The following is a 22300-nucleotide window of genomic DNA, read 5'->3' on the forward strand; positions in this document are numbered from 1 at the left end:
TCACTTATGAACGACTGATACCAATACTTGGTCAATTGCTGCGAATACGTCTGCTTCCATTTGTACTCCTGATGCAGCAGCGTTATCAACAATTTGTTCAGGACGACTAGCACCGATAATGGCTGAAGATATGTACTCAGAGCTTAGTACCCAAGCCAGAGCTAACTGTGGCATACTCAACCCTATGTCTTGGGCAATGGGTTTGAGTTTTTGTACTGCTGTGAGAATGCGATCGCTAAACAACTCCTCCAGCATATACCAATTCATTTTTTCATTTGCAGCGCGAGAATTTTCAGGTGGAAGTTGTCCTGGCTGGTATTTACCTGTAAGTACACCTTGAGCTAATGGCGACCAAACAATCTGACCAATAGCATTAGCTGCACACAATGGAAACACTTCCGCTTCAGGTGTGCGCCACAGCATAGAATACTGAGGCTGACTGGAAACAAAACATTCAACATCAGGAATATTGAACGCAGCTTGAATTTGCTCAGGACTCCACTCACTAAAGCCGATGTAACGAGCTTTTCCCTGACGTACTACCTCAGTGAGTGCCGTCATTGTTTCCTCCAAGGGTGTATTCAGATCGTAGCGATGGCATTGATACAGGTCAACATAATCGGTACGCAATCGCTTTAAGGAAGCATCAATTTGCTTTCTAATCTGCGCTGCTGACAGTCCTCTGTCCATAGGTGACATGGGAAAGAAGACCTTGGTCGCTAGGATATATGAGGATCGCTCCACTCCTTGTAATACTTCACCCAAAAATGACTCAGCGCCACCAGCCGCGTAAGAATTAGAAGTGTCAATAAAGTTAATACCAAGGTCAAAGGCTTTGTAAATGCAAGCCTCTGCATTCTGCTTTTCTACACCTTCATTAATACCCCAAGAACCGAGACTGATCTCGGAAACGTGCAGTTCGCTCTTACCCAATTGTCTGTATTTCATTTGGATTTTTTATTTCCCTGGTATTTTGCTCTTGATTTAATTGAAAAGTTATAGGTATTTGTATCCCTAAAATTAACGCGCAAGATAACATAAACATGGATAAAGATAACCATAAAAAATGATTACTATGAAAATAAAAGGTTGATAAAGTTAGGGAGATAAATCCGATTGAGCCACTTATCAAGTAAGTATTGCGTATAGCAGTTCCCTCACCCAAACCAGCAAAATATCCATCTATAATATAAGCAAATCCCGAAGAAACTATAACCAGGATTACCCAAGGGATATAAACTTTAATTGCTTCTATTAATTCAGAATGGTTAGTGAATATGTAAAGTATAGGGTTAGTAAAAAAAATAGCAACCAGCCCAACTACTAAAGCGATCACTAAGTTAGTTGCTAATGCAATTTGCAAAAGTGGTACGAATTTATCTGTGGCTTTTTGACCTTGAAAATTACCAGTTAAAGTTACAGTGGCATATTCTACTCCATCACACATATACATACTTAATGCTACTATTTGGAGAAGTAAAACATTTTCCGCCAGAACCTCAGTTCCCAGTGTGGCACTAAAAGCAGTGAATAGCACAAAAATAGATACAATAACTGTAGACCTAACAGATAGATTGCCATTCATCACAAAAATAGCTTTTAAGGCAGACAAATTGATGATTTTTCCTGTTAAAGCAGCTATTTCTTTTAAGGAAACTTCCCGGCTAATCACGACAAGTCCGACAAATAAGGTGAGATATTGGCTAATAGCTTGGGAAAATCCCGCCCCCATACTTGACCAATCCCAAACAACAATGTAAAGATAATCCAGTCCAACATTAGCAGCATTGCCAATGATAGTCAGTAACCAAACTTGACGATTTTGTTCTCGTGCAAGCAACCATCCCATTAAGACTAAATTGACTAAAGCCGCAGGCGCTCCCCAAATCCGGCTATGAAAATAAGCAATACCTGCTAGTTTCACATCGGTCGTAGCACTCAAAAACATAAAGCCTAGCTTCCCCAGAGGATATTGCAACACTACAAAAAGCAGACCCAATCCCAAAGCGATTAAGGCATTTTGTAGTCCTGCTAGAAGTATTGCTTCTCGGTCATCTCGTCCGACGGCTTGAGATGTAATCGCAGTTGTTGCTGACTTAATAAACGAACAACTCTCGTAGAGAAAACTAAACAAAACAGCACCTAATGCCACCCCTGCTAAATAATTAATGTTTGACAGGTGTCCCAGGAAAGCTACGCTGATTGCACCCGATAAGGGTATCATAATATTCGACGCTGCATTGACAGTAGCAGCTTTCAGAAAGCGATAAAGGAAGTTGTACTGGGAAAAATCTTTGGTGTTCATTAAATAGGAATTAAATCAATTCTCAAGTGGTCAATTGTCTCAACAATAATCATTTATTGCGGTTTACTGCTCTAACAGTTGTTAAGGGTAGTTTGGATGATAAAATGGGTTTTACCCTAGAGGGGTAGGATGAGCTTAATCCAGAGTTTCAGAAATAATTGCACCGAGTTGTACAGAATTTAACAACTTCTGCCACAGCTTAGTTAGTTGGGCATTGTCGGGATGCGATCGCCTAGCTTCTACGATTAGCCTGAGCATATCATACCAATAACTAAGTTCACTCTCTATTTCTGGTTAGAGAAATATTCAGACCTAAAATCCTTGATTGAGCCTTTTTTTGGCGATCGCAGAACTTTTAGATCTACTGACATTGGTTTTTTTAGTCCGCCAAGGGACTTCCAGAAAATAAAATATACAGTTACTAATAATGATAATCATTGTTAGTGAGGTGGGATAGCCTGCCAACGGCAGGCTATCCCACCCCAATTTGTAGTAAATTCAATGATGATTCGATTTCAATTTCTCATAATTGAGAAATAGGGCGGAAAGTCACGCCTGCTACCCTCGCCATCTGACTCCTTCTACCAAAATATAGAAAATCGCATTCAGGACTGACCACATATTGACTTCACGCTTGCGTCCACCTGGTTTCCCCAGAACCCTTCAATAGCCGCCTAGCTGGAAAATAAAACCCCACCCCCCCCTCCACCACGAGATAGAGGGGAAGCGCGAAGTTTTTTCATCGGTCCTGGACCGCTACTTATTCACTCATCACGGAGGTGCAGGCTTGCGCTTCCTGCCAAAGTTTATGTAAAAAGTACTCTGTGCCATCGCTTATGGTGGTAACAAACACACCCACAGCCTCCTGTGAACCATCCGATAGCCAAGAACCCCGCAGCCTCACTTCCATATATTCAGCGTCACAAACTGACAGCGCCATGATTTCCCTGTCATCTCGTTTCACCTCAGCTTTTAGTCTCTCTACCCCAGGTAAATCAACAGGAAGCAAAAAGGAAGCGGTATTGGGTTCAAGGTATAAAGATTGACCGACTCGTAGTGCCAAAATCACTCGCTGTGTTACCCATTCCTCCAGCGGTAAAGTCAGACACTCTAAATAAAAGCTCCTTTCGGTATAAGTTAATTTCAGCATTCCTTATGCTCTCCTGTTTTTCCAGGTTTGCTTGCACATCATAAAAAAAACCCCCGCTTCTTGTTTGAGTGAAGCGGGGGTGGGAAATTGACCGGAAACTGTTCTGGTCTTATATCGGTACAGCATTCCTCAGTCTGTACCTCCCGCTACTTACGTCTAGTTGTGTTTTTGCATTCAGCACAGTTATGCTGAGATATCTAAAATCATAATTAACCTCTGTAATTCGCCGATAATTTCGGCTACCATCACCCATAAATAAATACTCCACTCCCGCAGCAGCTGATTCCCAACTGGTTCGGCAATTGGTAAGACGCAAGGAAGTAGAGATGGGGTAAATGGATTTCACAGAAAATTTCACCTATTGAACATTCCATTAAACATACTACACTTGTATTACTGTCCTGTCTATACCTTTAAGGAGAAAAAGTCATGCATACCATCGCTCGCACCCCAACCACCGATATGGAAGTTACCAGCATCCGCCTAGAGCGCGAATTGAAAGATAAACTCAAAGAAATCGCCGGCAATCAGGGATATCAAGCTTTAATTCGTGATATTCTCTGGAATTATGTCCAGCAAAAATCAGGTGAATGGAAACCCAGATTTTCGCGAGCCGATATTCGAGCTAGCATCGCCGCTACCGCTCAACAAGAAGAACGTTGCGTACTCACAGGTCAACTCATTCTGGCCCAACAACCAATGCTGTTAGGACTAACGAGGACTGGCGATATGGTTCCTCTGAGTGTCGAGAGTTTGGTTGGATAGTTTTGTATTTACGTGAATGTAGCCCTGTTTCCCTAATTAGTCACAGGGCTGCACTCATAACATATTCTTATGAATTAAATAAATAAATCTAATGATAAATTATAACTATTAGCCTTGACCCATAATCCCCTAGCTCACTCAAAAAATAAATATGAAAAAATTATCACGTCAACCAACAATTAATTACGTATTAATGCGTAAAACAATTTTAGACCTCCTGCCTCAATTCCAGAGAAATTACGGTTTATGTACAGTTACAGAAAGGATATTCTAAGTCAACGTTAGTAAATTAACTCAAAACCAACAAGCCAAAAGTTATGCGGCTGATATGTTTTGGTATATTCTAGGTATCTTATTACTTATGTATAAGTTGGTTTAATATTCTCAGGAACTTAGTCATCTGACATAGAAAGGGGCTATAACAGGTGAGAGCAAGTATTCATAAAAAATTTGGAATTCATCAGGGTGCATCAATACAACTAACGGTGAACAATCAGCCAAAAAGTAGGGTGCAAACAAGTTAGGGTCGTTATCCAAGAGCGTACCAGGAATGAAAAAGCGTTTATCATCGCCGCCACAGTGCCCAGATGACTTAGATCGACTACAACAATACCAAGTCAAGCTGATGCAGCATCAGGAACCACCAGCCCACCAGTTGGCACAAAAGATTAACGAAATCATCGCCAATAGTTCGGCGACAACATTGATCCTGCAAGAAATAGCCCAATTGCTAGGAGTGGTATTCCAGGTTGATTGCTGCAGCTTAGTTACAGTCATCAGCGAGGGTTCTACTGAACCAACTACTGTTAATTGGTGCGCTGGCGAATATCTCGGATTATCGCATCCAGATCAGATGTTCTCCATTGAACAGTTGTCTATAGATTTGCCAGTCATACAATGCGCTGCAGAACCCTTAAATATTGAGGACATTTCCACCATTCAGAAAAGTCTGGTAACTGGGTGTCAGTCTTTGCCATTACCTGTAAAAGCTGTTTTGGCGATTCCTACCCGAATTGGTGGCAAAAATAATGGGGTAATTCTGCTGTTGAAATTTCAAACCTATGATTGGAGTCAGTCCCAAAAAGAACTGCTCAAAGCAATCGAGCCATCTTGTGCGATCGCTTTTGCTCAAGTGGAACAATTACATCTGATTGCTTTTCAACAACAATATCTACAAAAGAGTAACCAACATCATAGCTTAATCAAGCAATTAACTATACTAAATCGTAGCAATTTGGAGTTAAATCAAATGCTCCAACTAGTAATTACCTCTACCGCCGAATCTCTACAGGCGGATCGGGGACTACTTATATTATTGAAATATACAGATCCTCTGTTTAAAACTCGCGCTAAAAAGCAAGTTCCTAAGGCAAAAGCGACGATCCTATGCGAATGGAATCGGGACAACAAAATCTCCTCGACTACCTCATCTAGCTTGGACGATAGGTCATTCTCGGTTGCTGAGTGTGGTTTATGTCAGCGTGTGTTTACAGATCCCGGTAAACCAGTCCTCATTAATGACTACACAGAGCAACAGGATACCTTGACAGCGGCTGCATTGTTTGATATGGAAAAATTGCCTGCAGCGCTGTTAGTACCATTAGAAAGTCAAGGTAAAATCTTAGGATTTTTAGTCCTACAGCAAGCGGTGGCTCGCACTTGGCAAATAGCAGAATTAAATCTGGTAGAAATGGTCTGTGCCCAAGTTAGCAATGCCATTATTCAGTCACAGACATTGCGACAAGTACAAAATTTGGTAGATGAGCGCACAGCCAAGCTACAAAGCAGTCTGGAACTACAAGCCAAACTCCATGAAAGGACCAGACAATACGTTGAGCAATTGCGAGAACTCAACGAACTCAAAGATGAATTTTTGAGCAATATGAGCGATCGCCTGCGTTATCCTCTGACAAATATGCTGATGTCAATCCGTAATTTACGTCTGCCGGGGATAACTCCTGATCGTCAAATTAGGTACTTGGATATTCTAGAGCAAGAGTGTACCAAAGAAATTAATTTAATTAATGACTTACTGACACTGCAAAAATTAGAGTCTCACCAAGAAGTACCCCAATTTGAACCCATTGATTTAAATCTCAAAATTAAAGATTTAGCCGCATCAATTACCAAAAAACTCGCCGATAAAGGATTAAATATTTCTGTAGATTTACCTGAGGAACCATTAACACTGCAAACCGAAATAGAAAGTTTTGACCGCATCCTCCAAGAGTTGTTAACTAACGCCTGTAAATACTCGCACCCTGACACGACTGTTTATTTGCAAGCCACTCACCAGGTTGAACAACTGCTCGATCAAGTTATTATTAAAGTAACTAACATAGGGCATGGCATCTCACAAGAAGAAGCGACCTACATCTTTGACAAGTTCCGTCGCGGTAAAGGACGCTGGATTCCAGGTACTGGTTTGGGTCTAGCTCTAGCCAAGTCTCTGGGACAGCATTTAAATGGGAAGATAACCGTTGAGAGTAAGCAAATATCCGATTCTGATCTGAGCGAAATTTGCTTCACTCTTACTTTGCCTCAGTTTTCTGATGACAGCAAACCATATTCTAAAAGTGACTGAACAACATACCACCACAACCGACCTTGACGCTAACCTCAAAGCGAACTTGGCAGATGCTACAGATGTTTTACCATCTGTAGCCGTCCAAGTAGATAAAATAGCAGACCGACAACGACAAATTACTGCTAAAATTCAAATTCCCCATCCTGTGGAAACAGTTTGGCAGGTCTTGACAGATTATGAGGCTTTGGCTGAATTTATTCCCAGCCTTGCCAAGAGCCGTCTACTAGAGCATCCTCAAGGTGGTATTCGACTAGAGCAGATAGGTTCTCAACGCTTACTCAACTTCAATTTTTGTGCGCGTGTAGTTTTCGATCTCGAAGAATACTTTCCCAAAGAAATCAATTTTCGCATGGTCGAGGGAGATTTCAAAGGCTTTACTGGTAGCTGGTGTTTAGAGCCTTATTCCCTCGGTGAGCTTATGGGTACTAATCTCTGCTACACAATCCAAGTTTGGCCTAAGCTCACTATGCCAGTCGCAATTATTGAACCACGCCTCACCAAAGATATCCGGTCAAATCTACTCGCCATTTACCACCGTGTACAAATTATAATTAGTAATTCCTAATTAAGAAATTCAGGAAGCAAGCCTTCCTTATAAATTCGTTAGGGTGGGCATTGCCCACCCTACAATTGTTTACTTCTATAAAAAGTAAAATATAAACTTTACCTTTTACTTTTCTTTAAATACCCCCAGGGGAATTCGAATCCCCGTTACCTCCGTGAAAGGGAGGTGTCCTAGGCCTCTAGACGATGGGGGCGTGTGTCTCAGACCTTTTATAAATTAACCAATTTTCCAGCAGATGTCAACAGCTTTTGCTAAAAAAATTTTTCCTAGCTAAATTAGGTGCAGGTGAACAGTTGAAGCTGATGATTGCTATGTTGGCTGCTGTTTGGCAAATAGGGAAAAAATAGGGTATTATAATGAACTAAGTATGATAACACCTCTAGATTCAGTCAACAATAAAGGGTATGATGTTGTACCCCGTAGAGTTAACGTTTTCTATCCTTTACAGAAGATTTTGAAATAAATCGCTCAAAATCTACAACATGGAAGCATCTTTTGAAATCACCCTACAAATGGTGATCACCGTTTTCGCAGGCATTAGTGCCCAAGTCCTGGCTGCATACCTCCGAGTACCAAGCATTGTCTTGTTGCTGCTACTGGGCATTCTGCTAGGGTCTGATGGCATCGGCGTATTGCACCCGCATTTATTAGGCACTGGACTGGAAGTGATTGTCGCCTTAGCGACGGCAATAATTTTGTTTGAAGGTGGGCTGAACCTGGATTTGAGAAAGTTGGGTAGAGTTTCGGTTAGTCTACAATTGCTCGTCACTTTAGGAACGCTAATCACTCTGCTGGGCGGTAGCATGGCGGCGCATTGGCTGGGTGAATTTCCGTGGAATATAGCTTTTCTTTATGCTTCGATTGTTGTGGTTACAGGGCCAACTGTAATTAATTCCTTACTCAGACAAATTAACGTGGATCGCCAAGTGGCAACACTGTTGGAAGGGGAAGGAGTGTTAATTGACCCTGTGGGAGCAATTCTCGCCTTCGTTGTCCTCGACACCATCTTAAATGGTGATGCTGACCCAATCAACGCCATTATCGGTCTGGCCATGCGCCTGGGTATTGGTGGCGCAATTGGTGCGGCTGGGGGTTACTTGATGAGCTTAATTTTCAAACGCGCCAATTTTCTGTCTTTTGAACTAAAAAATCTCGTGGTGCTGGCGGTGCTGTGGGGTCTGTTTACTTTAGCCCAAAGCATCCGCAGTGAATCGGGTGTCATGACAACAGTAGTCGCAGGTGCAGTATTTGCTAACTCATCGGTACCAGAAGAGCGACTCTTGCGACATTTCAAAGGTCAACTGACAATTCTGGGCGTCTCGGTGTTGTTTATCCTGTTAGCGGCTGATTTATCTATTGCTAGTGTGTTTGCCTTGGGTTGGGGCAGTTTATGGACTGTTTTGGTACTAATGTTCGTCGTTCGACCAATTAACATTTTGTTGTGTACCTTGAACAGTGACCTCAATTGGCGACAGAAACTGTTCTTAAGTTGGGTTGCACCTAGGGGAATTGTTTCTGCTTCTGTAGCTTCTTTATTTGCAATTTCACTCACACAGCGGGGTATCAACGGTGGTGATGCGATTAAGGCTCTAGTCTTCCTGACAATTATTATGACAGTTGTCTGCCAAGGGCTAACCGCAGGCTGGGTTGCTCAATGCTTAAAAATCACCTCTCAAGAGGCTACTGGGGTGGTGATTGTCGGTTGTCATCCCTTAAGTCTTTTGATTGCCCGATTCTTTCAAGAACGGGGAGAAGATGTGGTGATGATCGATACTGAACCGGATTTTTTTGCCCAAGCCGAAGCCCAAGAGGTGCAGGTGATTGCTAGCAGTGCGCTGGATGGTTCGGTGTTGGAAGAGGCGGGACTGGCCTCGATGGGAACTTTTTTGGCGATGACTAGTAGTGGAGAAGTGAATTTTGTCTTAGCGCAACGGGCTGCTGAGGATTTTAATCCACCTCGTGTTTTAGCAGTTTTTCCCCGTGACCCGCAAGCGACTAATGGCACAAATAATAAAGTTAATCAAGCTTTTATCCCTGATTTGGGGATTAAAACTTGGAATGAGTATTTGAATGATGGGCGAGTCAAGTTGGGGACAACCACCCTGAATGAATCAGAATTTGCCAGTCAACAGGAACATATACAGGAAAAAATTAGGGCTGGGGAGCTAGTACCCTTATTGGTAGAACGAGAAGAACGTTTGCAAGTTATGCCAGCTAACCAAGAGTGGGTAATTGGCGATCGCATTATCTACCTCTTGTATGACCCCAGACCTAATCTTTTAAAGCGCTTATCTGGTGCTACCCAATCTACTCGCCTTTCTTTAGAAACTTTACCGGAGGTGGAAGAAGTCCCCCTAGCTAAATTCGCTCAACTTTCTACTACTGAGGCTCCCGATGGTTGATTGACACTCCCCACCTTAGGAGTACCTTGTTCGCGCAGCGTCCCGCAGGGAAGGTGGGGATTCTACATTCCTCCTAGCTACTTGCTTTACCAGGGTTTCCCCAAGTAGAGTAGAGGTCGCTAGTCCTGTAGCGTTACTTCCCGGATGCCCTCCGGTAGTTTGTTTACCAAGACTTAGAATATTCAGCGCTGCATTATGATCCCTCTGCAAAACACAACCGCATTTACAAGCATGGGTGCGAACTGACAAAGATTTTTTGACAATTACACCACAATTGCTGCAATTTTGGCTTGTATATTGCGGAGGAACAGCAACTACAACAGTTCCAAACTTAGTTGCGAAATATTCTAACCATTGGCGAAATAGAGTCCAGCCCACATCATTAATGGACTTCGCAAGACAGTGATTTTTTACCATGTTCTTAACATTTAAGTTTTCATAGGCTACTAAACTGTTAAGCTTGCATACGCAGCGTCCTAGTCTCTTAGAATGCTCATTACGTTGCCTACTTACTCTTAAATGTTTTCGAGCATATCTCACTCTCGCTTTTCGTCTTTGGTTTTTACCTTTTTCTTTTTTGTAAATCTGTCTTTGAGCGTGTTTAATTGACTTTTCGGCTTTCCTCAAGAACCTGGGATTGGGTTCATGATGTCCATTGGAATCGGAGTAAAAATGCTCCAATCCCACATCTAGACCAATCTCACCATCACCTGTTCTTGGCTCAAGAGTCGCTTCTATATCCAAGCAGAATTGGACATAAAAACCATCTGCACGTTTAACAATTCTGACTCTCTTAATGGATTTAACTGGGTATGCATGAATATCCCACTTCCCCAATAACTTAAGCTCACCAATGCCTTTTTTATCAGTAAAGGTGATTCGTCTTTTAGTCTGATGTAAAGACCATCCACAGGTCTTATACTCAACTGAACGGTTATTTTTTTGAAACCGAGGATATCCCTTTTTACCTGATACCTTCTTTTTGCAGTTTTGATAGAACCTATCAATAGATGTCCACGCCCTTTCAGTTGCAGACTGACAAGCCATCGAGTTTAATTCCTCAACAAATTTAAACTCTTTACGCAGTGCTGTAGAGTAATTGTTTAAAGCTATTTTATTGATTTTGGACTCTCTAGGCGCATCCATCCAATAGCGGATAGCCTTGTTCCTAATGAATTGAGTTGTCAGAATAGCTTCCTCAATAGCAGTCGTCTGATTTTTATTTACTACTGCTTTGTACTCTAGTACTAGCACTGCTTTACCACCTCCTTGTTGATTTTGATCTACTCTAATTATAACAGTTATCAGTTAAATCCTTCATGGGACTGATAACTGATAACTGATAACTGATAACTGATAACTGTTTTAATCCCCCACCATACGCTGTCAGGACTGATAACTGATAACTGTTTTAAAACCCTCGCATTGGCGAATATGAAATAGCTCATTCCTCATACATCTGTCCTCTGTCTTGCCTGCGGCAAAAATTGATTACAGATGCAATCGTCAATCGCCGCCTTACATCCCCACCGTATAGACGGATGGGGTATTACGGCGTTCTGATAAAATTGCTGTTGTTGATTTCTGGTGGTGCTATGAATATTTCCTTTTCTTGCCAAAGTAAAGCAGATAAATGCACCACAGCCAGAATTATGGCAGCAACTGAAATAATATCACTGTGAATGGCGTAAAGGTGTTCAACAGTGACGGTGCTAATGGCTCCACCACCAGTCAGGATGTCTCGCAATTGCCCACCAATGAAAGGAATTGCTTCGATAGTTCCTAGCTCAATGCTAAAACGCCAGTATCCTAATTGATCCCAACCGAGAATCATTTCTGTCCAATCTAGCCCAATGACACTTAAGGTCAAGAAAATCCCACTGATCCAAGCGGTCAACCAACTTTTGCGAAATTGCCGACCTAAAAACATCACTACAACTTGTATCAGGGCGATCGCAATGACTGCGTTACCAGCAATATCATGGGTTTTGCGGAATAACCAGCCGTATGTTACCTCTGTATTAATCATTTTCAACGACTCATAAGCACCGCCTGCTGTGGGTTCGTAGTAAAACGACAGCAAAATGCCCGTAGTCACGTTAATCAAGCACAGGGTAAGAATCACTACAGATAATATCGTCGCCAGTCGCCGTAACATCCGCTCAAACTGGGTGCTTTGCATGGCTAACCCCTCTTTCCTTCGCGAAAAAATGTGTACTTTTATTACGATCTTAACTAAGAAATATTAATATTTCTCATAACTGACCACTCAGGTTAAAATTGGGCTGACGGTGAAACAGGCGACTTGAGCGAACATAGCTATATATTCAGATAGACGTGATTGCCTAAACTTGCAACTACCATAAGTTTCTGGTTCACTGGTGGAAATCATCAACACCAAAAGTGGTAATTTTTTTAAATCTCGTCATAAAGTGCAACTTTGAAGTACAATAGTGCGTCCTTGAAAAAGGAACCCCTAGAAAAAAGCAAATCTTGCTGTTTCGAGTCCCAGCATCGGAAGTTATTATTTTTAAGGGACCATCTACCGTCATAGTATCGTGCAAGATCATTATTAATAGTCAACCGCAACTGAGCTGAGTGAACGATAACAGTTATGTCTTACGTCTCCCTGCTGAAAAATATACCAGAAATCTTAAGCCAGCCAACTGGGATAGCAGCTATAGCATCTGTTGGTATCCACGGTGCTATGGCGTTGATTGTGCCTTTGATGCCTATAGACTCGAATCAAACCAAGGATTCAGCATCGAAAAAATCAGTCGGAGTGATGGAGTTAAGCCAAGCCGACCAACAGCGTCTGCCACAAGCACAAGCGGCAAACCCATCCCAATTTCCGCTACAATCGCAATTTCCGCCATCGCCAGGAACTAGCTTCAATCCGGGTGCTTTAACGGCTTTGCCTGTGTTACCACCACCACCACCAGGATCTAGCCAGCTGGTAGTACCTCCTATTCCCACATCTGGGGGGAACTATCGTATTTCTTCATTACCCAAAGGACAGTCTTTGCGGATAGTTCCCAGGGGAAATCTGCCATTTGATACCTCTGGTTTCAATACCAACAGCAAATTCCCCCAATCAGTGCCGCGTTTTAATGGTGGGGACATAGCAATGGGAGAAGCCCAGCCCTTACCTATCAATAAATTACCCACAATACCAGCGGGAAGAATGCCAGATGGGTTGCCCAATACCCCATCTCCCATTCCATATGGAAGTACTCCCAATACTACTGAACAGAATAATACCACTCCACAAACGCCCCAGTCTGGTGACGATGCATCCAAAGTAGCTCAAAACGGGGAGCTAATAGCTCGCATTGACACAACTCCACAAGTGGGGGATAATTTAACCCTCGGACAAGATAGTATTCCCCAATGGCAGCAGGGATCGACACCAAAAACACCAGAGTTGCCTGCAAAAATCACCGGACAAGAGATCTCTAAGGTAAACTCCTATGAAGATCTCAGAAAAACCGTCCAGCAACAATACCCAAGTGCGGATGAAAAAGCTGTCATCCGTGACATAATTGCTACGGATAAACCGGGGCAGGAAGGCACAGTTATCGGTGGATTGGTGGTAGATGCTGATGGCAAGGTTTTAGACATTCAGTTCCAAGACAAGTCGGTTTCTCCTGATCTATTACAAAAAGCCAGGGAATATTTCAGCACCAATCCCCCCAAAGGACATAGCAAAACCAGCTATTACCCATTTAGCCTGCGGTTCCAAAACAACAGCAATACAGCTGGGGCTACTCAACAGCCATTGCCGGTACAGTCACTTCCTGATAAACCAGCATTAACCACGCCAGATGTCAATAGCAAACAGCCAGCGCCTGCATCGACACCTAGTGATAAACCAGCACAAACCACACCAGAAGTCAATAGCAAGCAGCCAGTTGCCGCACCGGTAACGTCTCCCAAACCATTATCCGAACTGCTAATGAGACGCAAACAGCCAGCGCCCACACCAGCAGCTACTGAGAAACCAGCGCCAATCGCACCAGAGGTCAATAGCAAACAGCCAGCGCCTGTATCGACACCTAGCGAGAAACCAGCACAAACCACACCAGAAGTCAATAGCAAGCAGCCAGTTTCTGCGCCGGTAACGACTCGCAAACCATTATCCGAACTGCTAATCAGAAGCAAACAGCCAGCACCCACACCAGCAGCGACTGCTACGCCGGATAACACTAGCAATCAGTCTGCGCCCACTGTAGAATCTGCTAAACAACTCATACGTCAGCTGCGTGAACTGAAGGAAAAAATAGAAAGTTCTAATTCAGAACAATCAGGGACTTCCAAATAAAAAATATTTAATCGGAACCGTTGACAGTTGACTGTTGATGACCAAAAACTCCACCCCCTTGTGGGTGGAGTTTTTGATTGAGAATTGCTCCTACCAGCCCTTTTCAGCTTTCTCGAAAACGTAAGCAGATACCACTAGAATGTCCACATCGCTCAACTGGCCTTTAAAAGCGGGCATAGCATTTTTTCCGTTCCGCACTTGGTAGATAATAGCCTCGATAGATTGTTTGTCATAATTTTCCAGGTATTTTAACATAGCTGCCTTTTCCAAGGTTTTCTCGCTGATGAGGATATTTCCACCACCTATATGACACTTAGAACAGTTATTATCGAAGATTTTGGACCCGGAGGTTGTTTCGGCAGCTAGAGCTGGCAGAATGAATGTAAATCTAAATAGAGCGATCGCTAACAGCAGAATAAATAACACTATTTTCAAGGTATTCTCCTCACACAAAGCTTCCAGCAACTGAAAACCGTCTCCATTAACTATTTTATGGCGGATAGAAGCCTTAGAGATGGGATTACATATGCGGATATGTATTTCAGTTAAATACTTTTAGCTGTGAGGAAAATATCTCAATCTATTTCCCCATTAAGCACAACGCGAAAAATAAATGTTGAGCAGCTTTATTTTGTGATCAGGGAAATTTGTATGGTCTTTCCACATAAGTTGTGAGGGTTTGTTTGTAGTTGCGCTTTAGCACTCCAACAATCAATAGCGCTATTAGCGCAACTACGAACAAATCAATTTACCAAGCATTGTTCATGTGGTGGACTACTAGATAGGTATAGGATTCGACACCGCCAGTTATCTGTAGACTGAACTACCCCCCGGATTTATCCGTGGGGTTCCAACTTACTGCGTAAGTTTCGTTTACCCTCACTGGTTCCGACTCCTTACGAGCTATTGGATTACGGAAGATCTACTCTGTCCCACAAAAGTAGGAGACTTTGAACTAGTCGCAGTTCTCGCAGATTAATTAATGTTCCGCATGATCAAACCTTCCGCAAGGATTGTTCCATCCCCAACTAAGTAATTTAGTTGCTTGATCAAGTTTAAATGGAAAACTTTCTACTCAATTAATGAGTAGAAACTTTGACTGATTTTGTAGTACTTTCAACCAACAGTCTCAGCCGAAACTTTATACAACAAATGTTGTTGTTCATTATTTTAACATGGAGAGGGTTAGTGTAGCGGACGGCGAATAAATTAGCCAACGGCTTACCCCCACGGATGAATCCGGGGGCTAAAGAGCCGTTACAATATCGGTGTGCCACCCGAAAAATATCTGGTATTGCTCTGTGCTAATTTCAGTCAGTACCTGGGAAAATAATCTGGGTTCAAAAGCCCTGTTTCTAGGATTTAACAGTGATTTTGCCAACCATACCTGCGCCACGGTGAGGTTCGCAGTAGAAGGTATAGTCACCTTCAGGGGCGTCTGCAGGGAAGGTGGTTTTTTCAGATTTTCCGGGACTTAGCAACAACTTCTTATGAGATAGTGCTTTGGCTAAATCGGAACTGTGGTCAGGGTTTTTGGCCTTGTCAAACACAACATTATGGGGAGGAACTTTGTTGTTCACCCATTCAATAGTGTCACCCGGCTTAATTGTCAAGGTTTTGGGTTCAAATGCTAACAGTCCTTTATCACTACCAAGTTTTACCTTGTAGGTATCAGCCGCAGCGCTGGGAGTAAATACAGCGAAGCTGCTAACAACTAAAAGAATTGTCATCACAGCTAAACCAAAGCGTCGCCAGCTTGCCGCAATCGATTTCATGGCTCTCTCCTAAGGAATAATTTTTTTGTTGCATCTCCTATTTTAAATACAATTGAGCCTAAATATGACAATCTGTCATAGATAATTTTTTTCGCGAATGAAAAGCAATAAATAACACAGGTAGTCTAGGGAAGGGGGATTAGAGATTGGGACTAATCTCCCATCCCTAGAAGGAACACTCAGCAAGGGCTACGTACCGCTACGCTCTAAGCGCAGCCATGCCCGCAGGGCTTTAAAGCACGCAGCACTAATACTAAGCTTTAGTAATAAATCTTGCCACCTCCCCACTTGATGCCAACAATTTTGGGTTGCAGGAGGATATGACCAGCGATCGCCGTCAAGTCCTCATCAGTCAGATTTCTCATTGTTGTGAAAATATCTGAACTCTTGGTGCTGGGGTGTAATTCAGAAATTTCTATTGCCCCATCATAAGTAGTCGGATTTTTCAAGTAGTCCACCAAGCCTGCAATATTGTTACGGTTTGGTAAAGCCCCAGCCAACGCTTCCGGTTCTAGTCCCACGTTCTGGTTAGTCTTGGTAACGCCCCCAGCATGACATTGGGCACAAGCGAAGTTAAATAAACGTTTGCCTTCTTTGACCTGTTTAAGGCTAAGTACGACCGTATCGCCCTGAGCATTTAATGGCACTGTTCGAGTAGCTTCATCCAGTTCCAACGCTGAGGCGCTACCGACGATAAACTGAACTGTCAGTAAAATAGTAGCCACAACAACGCCAATTGTTCTTCTAAACATGTTTCCCCTTAAAGATTTTGACACTCAACACAGCTAATTGGCGATGCTCAATCTCCACATTGCTAATTGCTAGTTGTTTTTTGCCATTCACCAAAGCCCGATCTAGCTTTTCAGAAGACTTCGGTATCACCCATCCAGCCCGTAGTACCTTGTGAGTATCTTTGGGACAATATTTGGATTTGGGTAAGAATTGCCTTTGCATCCTCGAACGCCAAACGGGTCCTTTGATGTTTATAGGCAATTCCCAGTTGGTTACATAGAGAAACAACTTGTTCCACAGGAATACCGTAGTCTGCTGCTATCTCTGCGATTGATAGGTCTGCAAAACCCATAATGCTTGTTAACTGGTAAATAGAGATTGAGTCGCTGTAATACCAATATCACGTTAGGAGTGCAATTTGTTGCCGAAAATACGGTTGTGCTTGAGATGGGGATCGGCGGAGGGGAAGATGGGGGAAATGACTCCTCACTCCTAACCTTTCCCCCCTAAGTAGCGATTGAAAAAGGCTTGACATACTCCCTGATCTGAAAGTTCAGGGATTCTGGATTCAAACAGCAATAGCAGGCATAGCCCGTCTTACATCACCTAGCCCGACCATCCGTGATAGGTTAAGATAAAATGCATTTTGTCAATCAGTTAAAATACTCAAAATAATTCAAATAAGAATGATAATCGTGCGCGGTGGTGTGGGGAAGAAGGCGAGCGACGCTCGTCTTCTTCCCCCTTTATTTGATTATCATTATTAAGAAACTTTTGAATAGCTGAAATCTTCATTTAAAAACTATTGTAACGACCAAATACTTTAATCAAAATTGGGCAACATTATTCGGTAAATTCAGTTATTAAGCGAGTTCACAAAAAATTTTGGTTTATCGCCATGCCCAAGCGACCAAAACACAACTCTGACCACACACAAAAACATCATACCCCTACCCCCCACCATAGGGGTAGGTAGGCTTTTTATATGAAGGCATACATTAACGCCTACACGTTTCGACTAATTCCACTTCCCCGAAGGGAATTGAGGAGCAAAATAACCTATTAGGAATAAATAAAATGACCGTGACACAAATCCCACAGTAGGTATTTCTATTCAATATTGTAATAAGCTTTTAAAGAAGAAAATGAATAGTTGACAAATATCACCAATTGTTTTTTTTAGCACAGATAAATGATTTATTAATGCTGTAATATACTATAATTCGTCAGTATTAATAACCAAACTTAGTAGCGAGATTTTTATAAAACCATGAATCATCTATATTATGGAGACAATATAGATATTTTACGTAAATATATAAAAGATGAATCTGTGGATTTATGCTATATCGACCCGCCATTCAATTCTAAGAGAAATTACAACCAGATTTACAACAACATCGGTTCTGAAGATAAGGCTCAAGCACAAGCTTTCATCGATACTTGGGAGTGGAATAGCCTTGCTGAACAAGGCTATCAAGATATTTTCAATAATTATAATGGTAAATTTACTGCTCAAACTATTTCTTTAATAACTGGTTTAAAAGAAGTATTAGGGAAAGGAAGCTTATTAGCCTACTTAGTGAGTATTACTCTCAGGGTTGTTGAAATTCACCGCGTTTTAAAACCTACAGGAAGTTTTTATCTCCATTGTGACCCGACAGCCAGCCATTATTTGAAGTTAATTTTGGATGCTATTTTTTGTGTTAGAGGTGGAAATTATATTAACGAAATGATTTGGATATATTCCAGAATGGCAGCAAAAGGACAAAAGCAATTAAGCCGTTGCCATGATGTTATTTTTTGGTATGCAAAAGGAAAAATATGGAAATTTAATGTTGATGAAATTCGTTTACCTTATGCTGCAACAAGTAAAGCAAGGGCAGGTTATAAAAAAACAAATTTAGGCGGAGGAAGTCCAAAGAGCAAAATTTGCGAACTTAATGATATTGGTAAATTTCCCGAAGATTGGATTCAAATTCCTTTTATTAGAGGAAAAGAATATTTAGGCTATCAGACACAAAAACCCGAAGCTTTACTTGAGCGAATTATTAAAGCCAGTTCTAATGAAGGCGATATTGTTTTAGATGCATACTGTGGGTGCGGCACAACTGTAGCTGTGGCACAAAGATTAAATAGAAAATGGATAGGGATTGATATTACTTATCAGAGTATCAGCCTTATCCTTAAACGGCTTGAAGATTCTTATGGTAGTGAGGTATTGGAAGGGATTAAACTTGACGGCATTCCTAAAGATATTAAATCAGCAGAGGCATTAGCAAACCGTCAAAATGACCGAACTCGTAAAGAATTTGAAAAATGGGCTGTTCTTACTTACTCTAATAATCGTGCCGTTATCAACCAGAAAAAAGGTGCGGATAGAGGCATAGACGGATTTGCTTTTTTCTTAGAAGAAGGCGGAGGACACAAAAGAATTGTTTTACAAGTCAAATCAGGTAAGGTTAGTTCACGTGATATTCGTGAGTTGTACGGTACTATGAACCGTGAAAAGGCTGCAATGGCTATATTCATTACTTTAAAAAAACCTACTTCTGCAATGGTTGAAGAAGCAAAGGTTTGTGGGATATATCAACATAAAGCAATGGGTAAAAGTTACCCTTGTGTTCAAATAGTTACTATTAAAGACATGCTAGAGAACACTAAACGTTTAGATATTCCTTTAAGCCTTGAGGTTGTTAAAGCAGCTAAAAAGCAAGCAAATAAAGATACACAGTTAGAGTTATTGGATGAGCCAGAAGCTGTTTAACTAAAATCAGTAGATCGAAAATTTTTGTAAGTTGACGAAATAATTAGGGTTTCAGCCGAAGTTTTAGGGCTGGCGATCGCGATCGCTTGCACTCCACTATTAACCCACCAACAACGCTCTTTCCTCGAAAAGCAGACTCTAAAGGGCTCTCGGCAAATTGTGTTTCTCAACTCGAATGAACGACTGGTAGGGGTTTTGGAAAACTTTTCGATCTACTGATTATCAAAGCCAAGCGATCGCCAGTCTCCAGGCTGGATTTATCCGCTTTTCCTGCACCCTCTTGACAAATGTGCAATTATCTTAACCTCTCACGAATGAGCCCGACAGACAATGCCCTGCCTGTTGCCACTATTTTACCAAAAAGCCGTCCTAGAAGAACGGCGGCTCTAGACCCAAGCTTTCGGTAAAAAATAAAGAATGCGCCACCAATTTTTACCGCGAATTCCCGAATTCAGCGTGACTGCGAGAACTAAAGCCAAAACTGTTTGAGTTGGGATAACAATAGCCACATATTCAGCCGTGTTTCTCAAAGCAATCCAGACCAGTTCATCTTCAACCAAGCGGGTGAAATTGCGAAAGCCAATGAACTCGTACTTAATACCGCCGAGAAGTTCAACTTTTTGCAGGGAAAGAAATACGGCGTAGAGAATCGGTAGAACTACAAAAGTTCCTAAAACGAGAATGGTGGGCGCCATGAACAGATACCCAGCCAGATTTTCTGTGATATTCCACCTGGGGGATCTAGGCCTAGATCCCCTACTGTGTGGTCTATTTACAGGAAGGTGCTGTAATTTTGGGGTCAGCGAAATTGAAAGCAATATAGAACACTTGTAGTCCATCCACACCAAGGTGATAATTAACGCTATTGGTTTTAGCGCAAAAGTGGAGGGATTTATGGAGTACGATTTTCCCAGACTGGCTGAACTTTACAAAAATACACTCCTCAACGATGTACTCCCATTTTGGGAAACCCACTCAATCGACTGGGAGCAAGGCGGCTATTTTACCTGTCTTGACCGCACTGGTAAAGTGTACGATACAGACAAATTTATCTGGCTGCAAAATCGCCAAGTGTGGACATTCTCCGTACTGTGTAACCAGCTAGAAAAACGCCAAAACTGGTTAAAAATTGCCAGCAACGGGGCTAATTTCCTTGCTAAACATGGTAGAGATGCTGAAGGTAACTGGTACTTTGCCTTAACCCGTGCAGGTCAGCCACTGGTTCAACCCTACAATATCTTTTCTGATTGCTTTGCGGCAATGGCTTTCAGTCAATATGCACTCGCTAGCGGCGAAGACTGGGCAAAAGATGTAGCGATACAGGCTTATAATAACGTTTTGCGCCGTCAGGATAACCCAAAGGGTAAGTACACCAAAACTTATCCAGGTACACGCCCGATGAAATCCTTAGCTGTACCGATGATTTTAGCCAACCTGACCCTAGAAATGGAATGGTTGTTATCCAGCGAAACCCTCGAAACTGTCTTGGATGCAACTGTTCAGGAAGTAATGACCGATTTCCTTGACAAAGAACGCGGTCTGATGTACGAAAATGTTGCTCCCGACGGTTCCCACATTGATTGTTTTGAAGGACGTTTAATTAACCCCGGTCACGGGATTGAAGCGATGTGGTTTATTATGGATATCGCCCGCCGTCGCCAGGACACAAAAACAATTAACCAAGCCGTTGATGTGGTGCTAAATATCCTCAATTTTGCTTGGGATAGTGAATATGGCGGCTTGTATTACTTTATGGATGCAGAAGGTCATCCGCCACAACAACTGGAATGGGATCAAAAACTGTGGTGGGTGCATTTAGAGTCTTTAGTTGCATTGGCGATGGGTTATCGTTTGACCCGGCGGGAAGAATGCTGGGAATGGTATCAAAAGTTGCATGATTACGCTTGGTCACACTTCGCCGATCCCCAACATGGAGAATGGTTTGGCTACCTAAATCGGCGCGGGGAAGTGCTGTTAAACCTCAAAGGCGGTAAATGGAAGGGGTGTTTTCACGTACCGCGCGCGTTGTATTTATGCTGGCAACAATTTGAGGACTTGGGTTCGCAATCAGTTTAATTTTTGTCATTTGTCATTTGTCATTTGTCATTTGTCATTTGTCATTTGTCATTTGTCATTTGTCATTTGTCATTTGTCATTACTCATTACTCATTACTCATTACTCATTACTCATTACTCATTACTCATTACTCATTACTCATTACTCTTTGTCATTTGTCATTTGCAACTACTTTTCCTATTCCCTTGACCCTTGACCCTTGACTTTTGTTAAATTAAAAGCAGTTCTATGGGATGGATGTCTTATGGTTGTGACACCGAAGCGATTCACAATTGACGAATATCATCGGCTGATTGAACTCGGTTTTTTAACAGAGGGCGATCGCATTGAGTTAATTAGAGGAGAATTGATCCAAATGGTTGCAAAAGGAACACCGCATACAGTTTGTGGTGCTATTCTATGCCAACAACTTGATCGGCTGTTAGCAGATAGGGCTACTGTTCGCGCACAAGATCCAATTACTCTACCCAATAATAGCGAGCCAGAGCCAGATGTCGTTATCGCACAAGGGAATCACCTTGACTATCTTGCTCATCATCCCTATCCTGAAGATATTTTACTTGTTGTTGAAATTTCAGATTCTACATTGATATATGACCAAACCAAAAAGCTAAGTTTGTATGCAGAAGCTGGAATTTTAAATTATTGGATTGTGAATTTAAATGCTCGTCAATTAGAGCGTTACAGTCAACCTTATCAAACTGCTCAAGGGGAGTTTGGCTATGTCAATAAGCAAATTTTTCTATCTAATCAATCAGTGACAATTCCTGGATTTGCAGATGCTTTATTAGACCTGAGTCGAATTTTTCCACCAAGTGGAATTGGAGAGTGATTTGGGGATTGCTGCAACTACG

Annotated in this window: 20 protein-coding genes, 1 tRNA gene and 2 pseudogenes; 9 read left to right on the forward strand and 14 right to left on the reverse strand. The window is 42.0% G+C overall.

The annotated features are described in order from the left end of the window. The 6 genes and pseudogenes from HEQ19_07515 to HEQ19_07540 form a co-directional block, all read right to left on the reverse strand. On the reverse strand, positions 1 to 948 hold the full coding sequence (locus HEQ19_07515; protein WYL99398.1) for an aldo/keto reductase family protein: 948 nt from the start codon (positions 946 to 948) through the stop codon (positions 1 to 3). Next, positions 926 to 2305 carry a guanitoxin biosynthesis MATE family efflux transporter GntT gene (gntT, locus tag HEQ19_07520; protein ID WYL99399.1) on the reverse strand — a complete coding sequence of 460 codons (1380 nt, stop codon included), beginning with the start codon at positions 2303 to 2305 and terminating at the stop codon, positions 926 to 928. Before gntT ends, HEQ19_07515 begins: the two co-directional genes overlap by 23 nt. A gap of 135 nt (positions 2306 to 2440) precedes the next feature. After that, complete coding sequence (locus HEQ19_07525; protein WYL99400.1) at positions 2441 to 2563, reverse strand: DUF928 domain-containing protein; 123 nt, start codon at positions 2561 to 2563, stop codon at positions 2441 to 2443. Positions 2564 to 2869: 306 nt separating this feature from the next. After that, positions 2870 to 2956: pseudogene (locus tag HEQ19_07530) on the reverse strand (IS5/IS1182 family transposase). A gap of 109 nt (positions 2957 to 3065) precedes the next feature. Continuing rightward, complete coding sequence (locus HEQ19_07535) at positions 3066 to 3455, reverse strand: alr0857 family protein (protein WYL99401.1); 390 nt, start codon at positions 3453 to 3455, stop codon at positions 3066 to 3068. Positions 3456 to 3564: 109 nt separating this feature from the next. After that, positions 3565 to 3813, reverse strand: a complete 249-nt coding sequence (locus HEQ19_07540; protein ID WYL99402.1) for a hypothetical protein — start codon at positions 3811 to 3813, stop codon at positions 3565 to 3567. Between the two features lie 71 nt (positions 3814 to 3884). On the opposite strand from HEQ19_07540, the gene HEQ19_07545 reads away from it, so the two are divergent. From HEQ19_07545 to HEQ19_07555, 3 genes are all read left to right on the forward strand, one after another. After that, positions 3885 to 4220 carry a hypothetical protein gene (locus HEQ19_07545; protein WYL99403.1) on the forward strand — a complete coding sequence of 112 codons (336 nt, stop codon included), beginning with the start codon at positions 3885 to 3887 and terminating at the stop codon, positions 4218 to 4220. A 550-nt stretch (positions 4221 to 4770) separates the two neighbouring features. Continuing rightward, positions 4771 to 6804 (forward strand): GAF domain-containing protein, encoded by a 2034-nt coding sequence (locus HEQ19_07550; GenBank protein WYL99404.1) that lies wholly within the window; start codon positions 4771 to 4773, stop codon positions 6802 to 6804. Further along, entirely contained in the window at positions 6773 to 7372 is a 600-nt protein-coding gene (locus HEQ19_07555; protein ID WYL99405.1) for an SRPBCC family protein, read from the forward strand. Before HEQ19_07550 ends, HEQ19_07555 begins: the two co-directional genes overlap by 32 nt. A 120-nt stretch (positions 7373 to 7492) precedes the next feature. Here the strand turns inward: HEQ19_07555 and HEQ19_07560 are convergent. After that, positions 7493 to 7565, reverse strand: a tRNA-Glu gene (locus HEQ19_07560). A gap of 289 nt (positions 7566 to 7854) precedes the next feature. On the opposite strand from HEQ19_07560, the gene HEQ19_07565 reads away from it, so the two are divergent. Further along, positions 7855 to 9774 carry a cation:proton antiporter gene (locus HEQ19_07565; protein WYL99406.1) on the forward strand — a complete coding sequence of 640 codons (1920 nt, stop codon included), beginning with the start codon at positions 7855 to 7857 and terminating at the stop codon, positions 9772 to 9774. Between the two features lie 15 nt (positions 9775 to 9789). Here the strand turns inward: HEQ19_07565 and HEQ19_07570 are convergent, their stop codons facing one another. Further along, positions 9790 to 11028: a transposase gene (locus HEQ19_07570; protein WYL99407.1), complete on the reverse strand. Its 1239-nt coding sequence runs from the start codon at positions 11026 to 11028 to the stop codon at positions 9790 to 9792. A 295-nt stretch (positions 11029 to 11323) separates the two neighbouring features. Continuing rightward, positions 11324 to 11956 carry a cytochrome b N-terminal domain-containing protein gene (locus HEQ19_07575; GenBank protein ID WYL99408.1) on the reverse strand — a complete coding sequence of 211 codons (633 nt, stop codon included), beginning with the start codon at positions 11954 to 11956 and terminating at the stop codon, positions 11324 to 11326. Positions 11957 to 12388: 432 nt separating this feature from the next. Between HEQ19_07575 and HEQ19_07580 the strand changes: the two genes are divergently transcribed. Further along, complete coding sequence (locus HEQ19_07580; GenBank protein ID WYL99409.1) at positions 12389 to 14095, forward strand: hypothetical protein; 1707 nt, start codon at positions 12389 to 12391, stop codon at positions 14093 to 14095. Positions 14096 to 14185: 90 nt separating this feature from the next. Here HEQ19_07580 and HEQ19_07585 read toward each other — a convergent pair whose 3' ends face one another. From HEQ19_07585 to HEQ19_07600, 4 genes are all read right to left on the reverse strand, one after another. Further along, the gene (locus tag HEQ19_07585; protein ID WYM03299.1) at positions 14186 to 14530 is read right to left on the reverse strand and encodes a c-type cytochrome; all 345 of its coding nucleotides are present in this window, start codon (positions 14528 to 14530) and stop codon (positions 14186 to 14188) included. A gap of 920 nt (positions 14531 to 15450) precedes the next feature. Beyond that, positions 15451 to 15870 carry a plastocyanin gene (petE, locus tag HEQ19_07590; protein ID WYL99410.1) on the reverse strand — a complete coding sequence of 140 codons (420 nt, stop codon included), beginning with the start codon at positions 15868 to 15870 and terminating at the stop codon, positions 15451 to 15453. Positions 15871 to 16130: 260 nt separating this feature from the next. Then, the gene (gene psbV, locus HEQ19_07595) at positions 16131 to 16622 is read right to left on the reverse strand and encodes a photosystem II cytochrome c-550 (GenBank protein WYL99411.1); all 492 of its coding nucleotides are present in this window, start codon (positions 16620 to 16622) and stop codon (positions 16131 to 16133) included. After that, positions 16615 to 16824: a hypothetical protein gene (locus HEQ19_07600; protein ID WYL98098.1), complete on the reverse strand. Its 210-nt coding sequence runs from the start codon at positions 16822 to 16824 to the stop codon at positions 16615 to 16617. Before HEQ19_07600 ends, psbV begins: the two co-directional genes overlap by 8 nt. A 1048-nt stretch (positions 16825 to 17872) precedes the next feature. Here HEQ19_07600 and HEQ19_07610 point away from each other — a divergent pair. Next, a complete protein-coding gene (locus HEQ19_07610; protein ID WYL99413.1) occupies positions 17873 to 19369 on the forward strand; it encodes a DNA methyltransferase in 1497 nt (498 codons plus the stop codon). A 401-nt stretch (positions 19370 to 19770) separates the two neighbouring features. Here the strand turns inward: HEQ19_07610 and HEQ19_07615 are convergent. Further along, positions 19771 to 20064 (reverse strand): annotated as a pseudogene (locus HEQ19_07615) (sugar ABC transporter permease). Between the two features lie 199 nt (positions 20065 to 20263). Between HEQ19_07615 and HEQ19_07620 the strand changes: the two are divergent. Genes HEQ19_07620 through HEQ19_07630 form a run of 3 tightly spaced genes read left to right on the forward strand, consistent with a single transcriptional unit; the run spans position 20264 to position 22278 of the window. Continuing rightward, complete coding sequence (locus HEQ19_07620; protein WYL99414.1) at positions 20264 to 21445, forward strand: AGE family epimerase/isomerase; 1182 nt, start codon at positions 20264 to 20266, stop codon at positions 21443 to 21445. 3 nt (positions 21446 to 21448) lie between these two features. Further along, on the forward strand, positions 21449 to 21649 hold the full coding sequence (locus HEQ19_07625; protein ID WYL99415.1) for a hypothetical protein: 201 nt from the start codon (positions 21449 to 21451) through the stop codon (positions 21647 to 21649). A 41-nt stretch (positions 21650 to 21690) separates the two neighbouring features. Further along, entirely contained in the window at positions 21691 to 22278 is a 588-nt protein-coding gene (locus HEQ19_07630; protein WYL99416.1) for a Uma2 family endonuclease, read from the forward strand. Positions 22279 to 22300 lie beyond the last annotated feature (22 nt).

The sequence above is a fragment of the Gloeotrichia echinulata CP02 genome (assembly GCA_038087035.1).
In the GTDB taxonomy this organism is placed as follows: Bacteria; Cyanobacteriota; Cyanobacteriia; order Cyanobacteriales; family Nostocaceae; genus Gloeotrichia; species Gloeotrichia echinulata.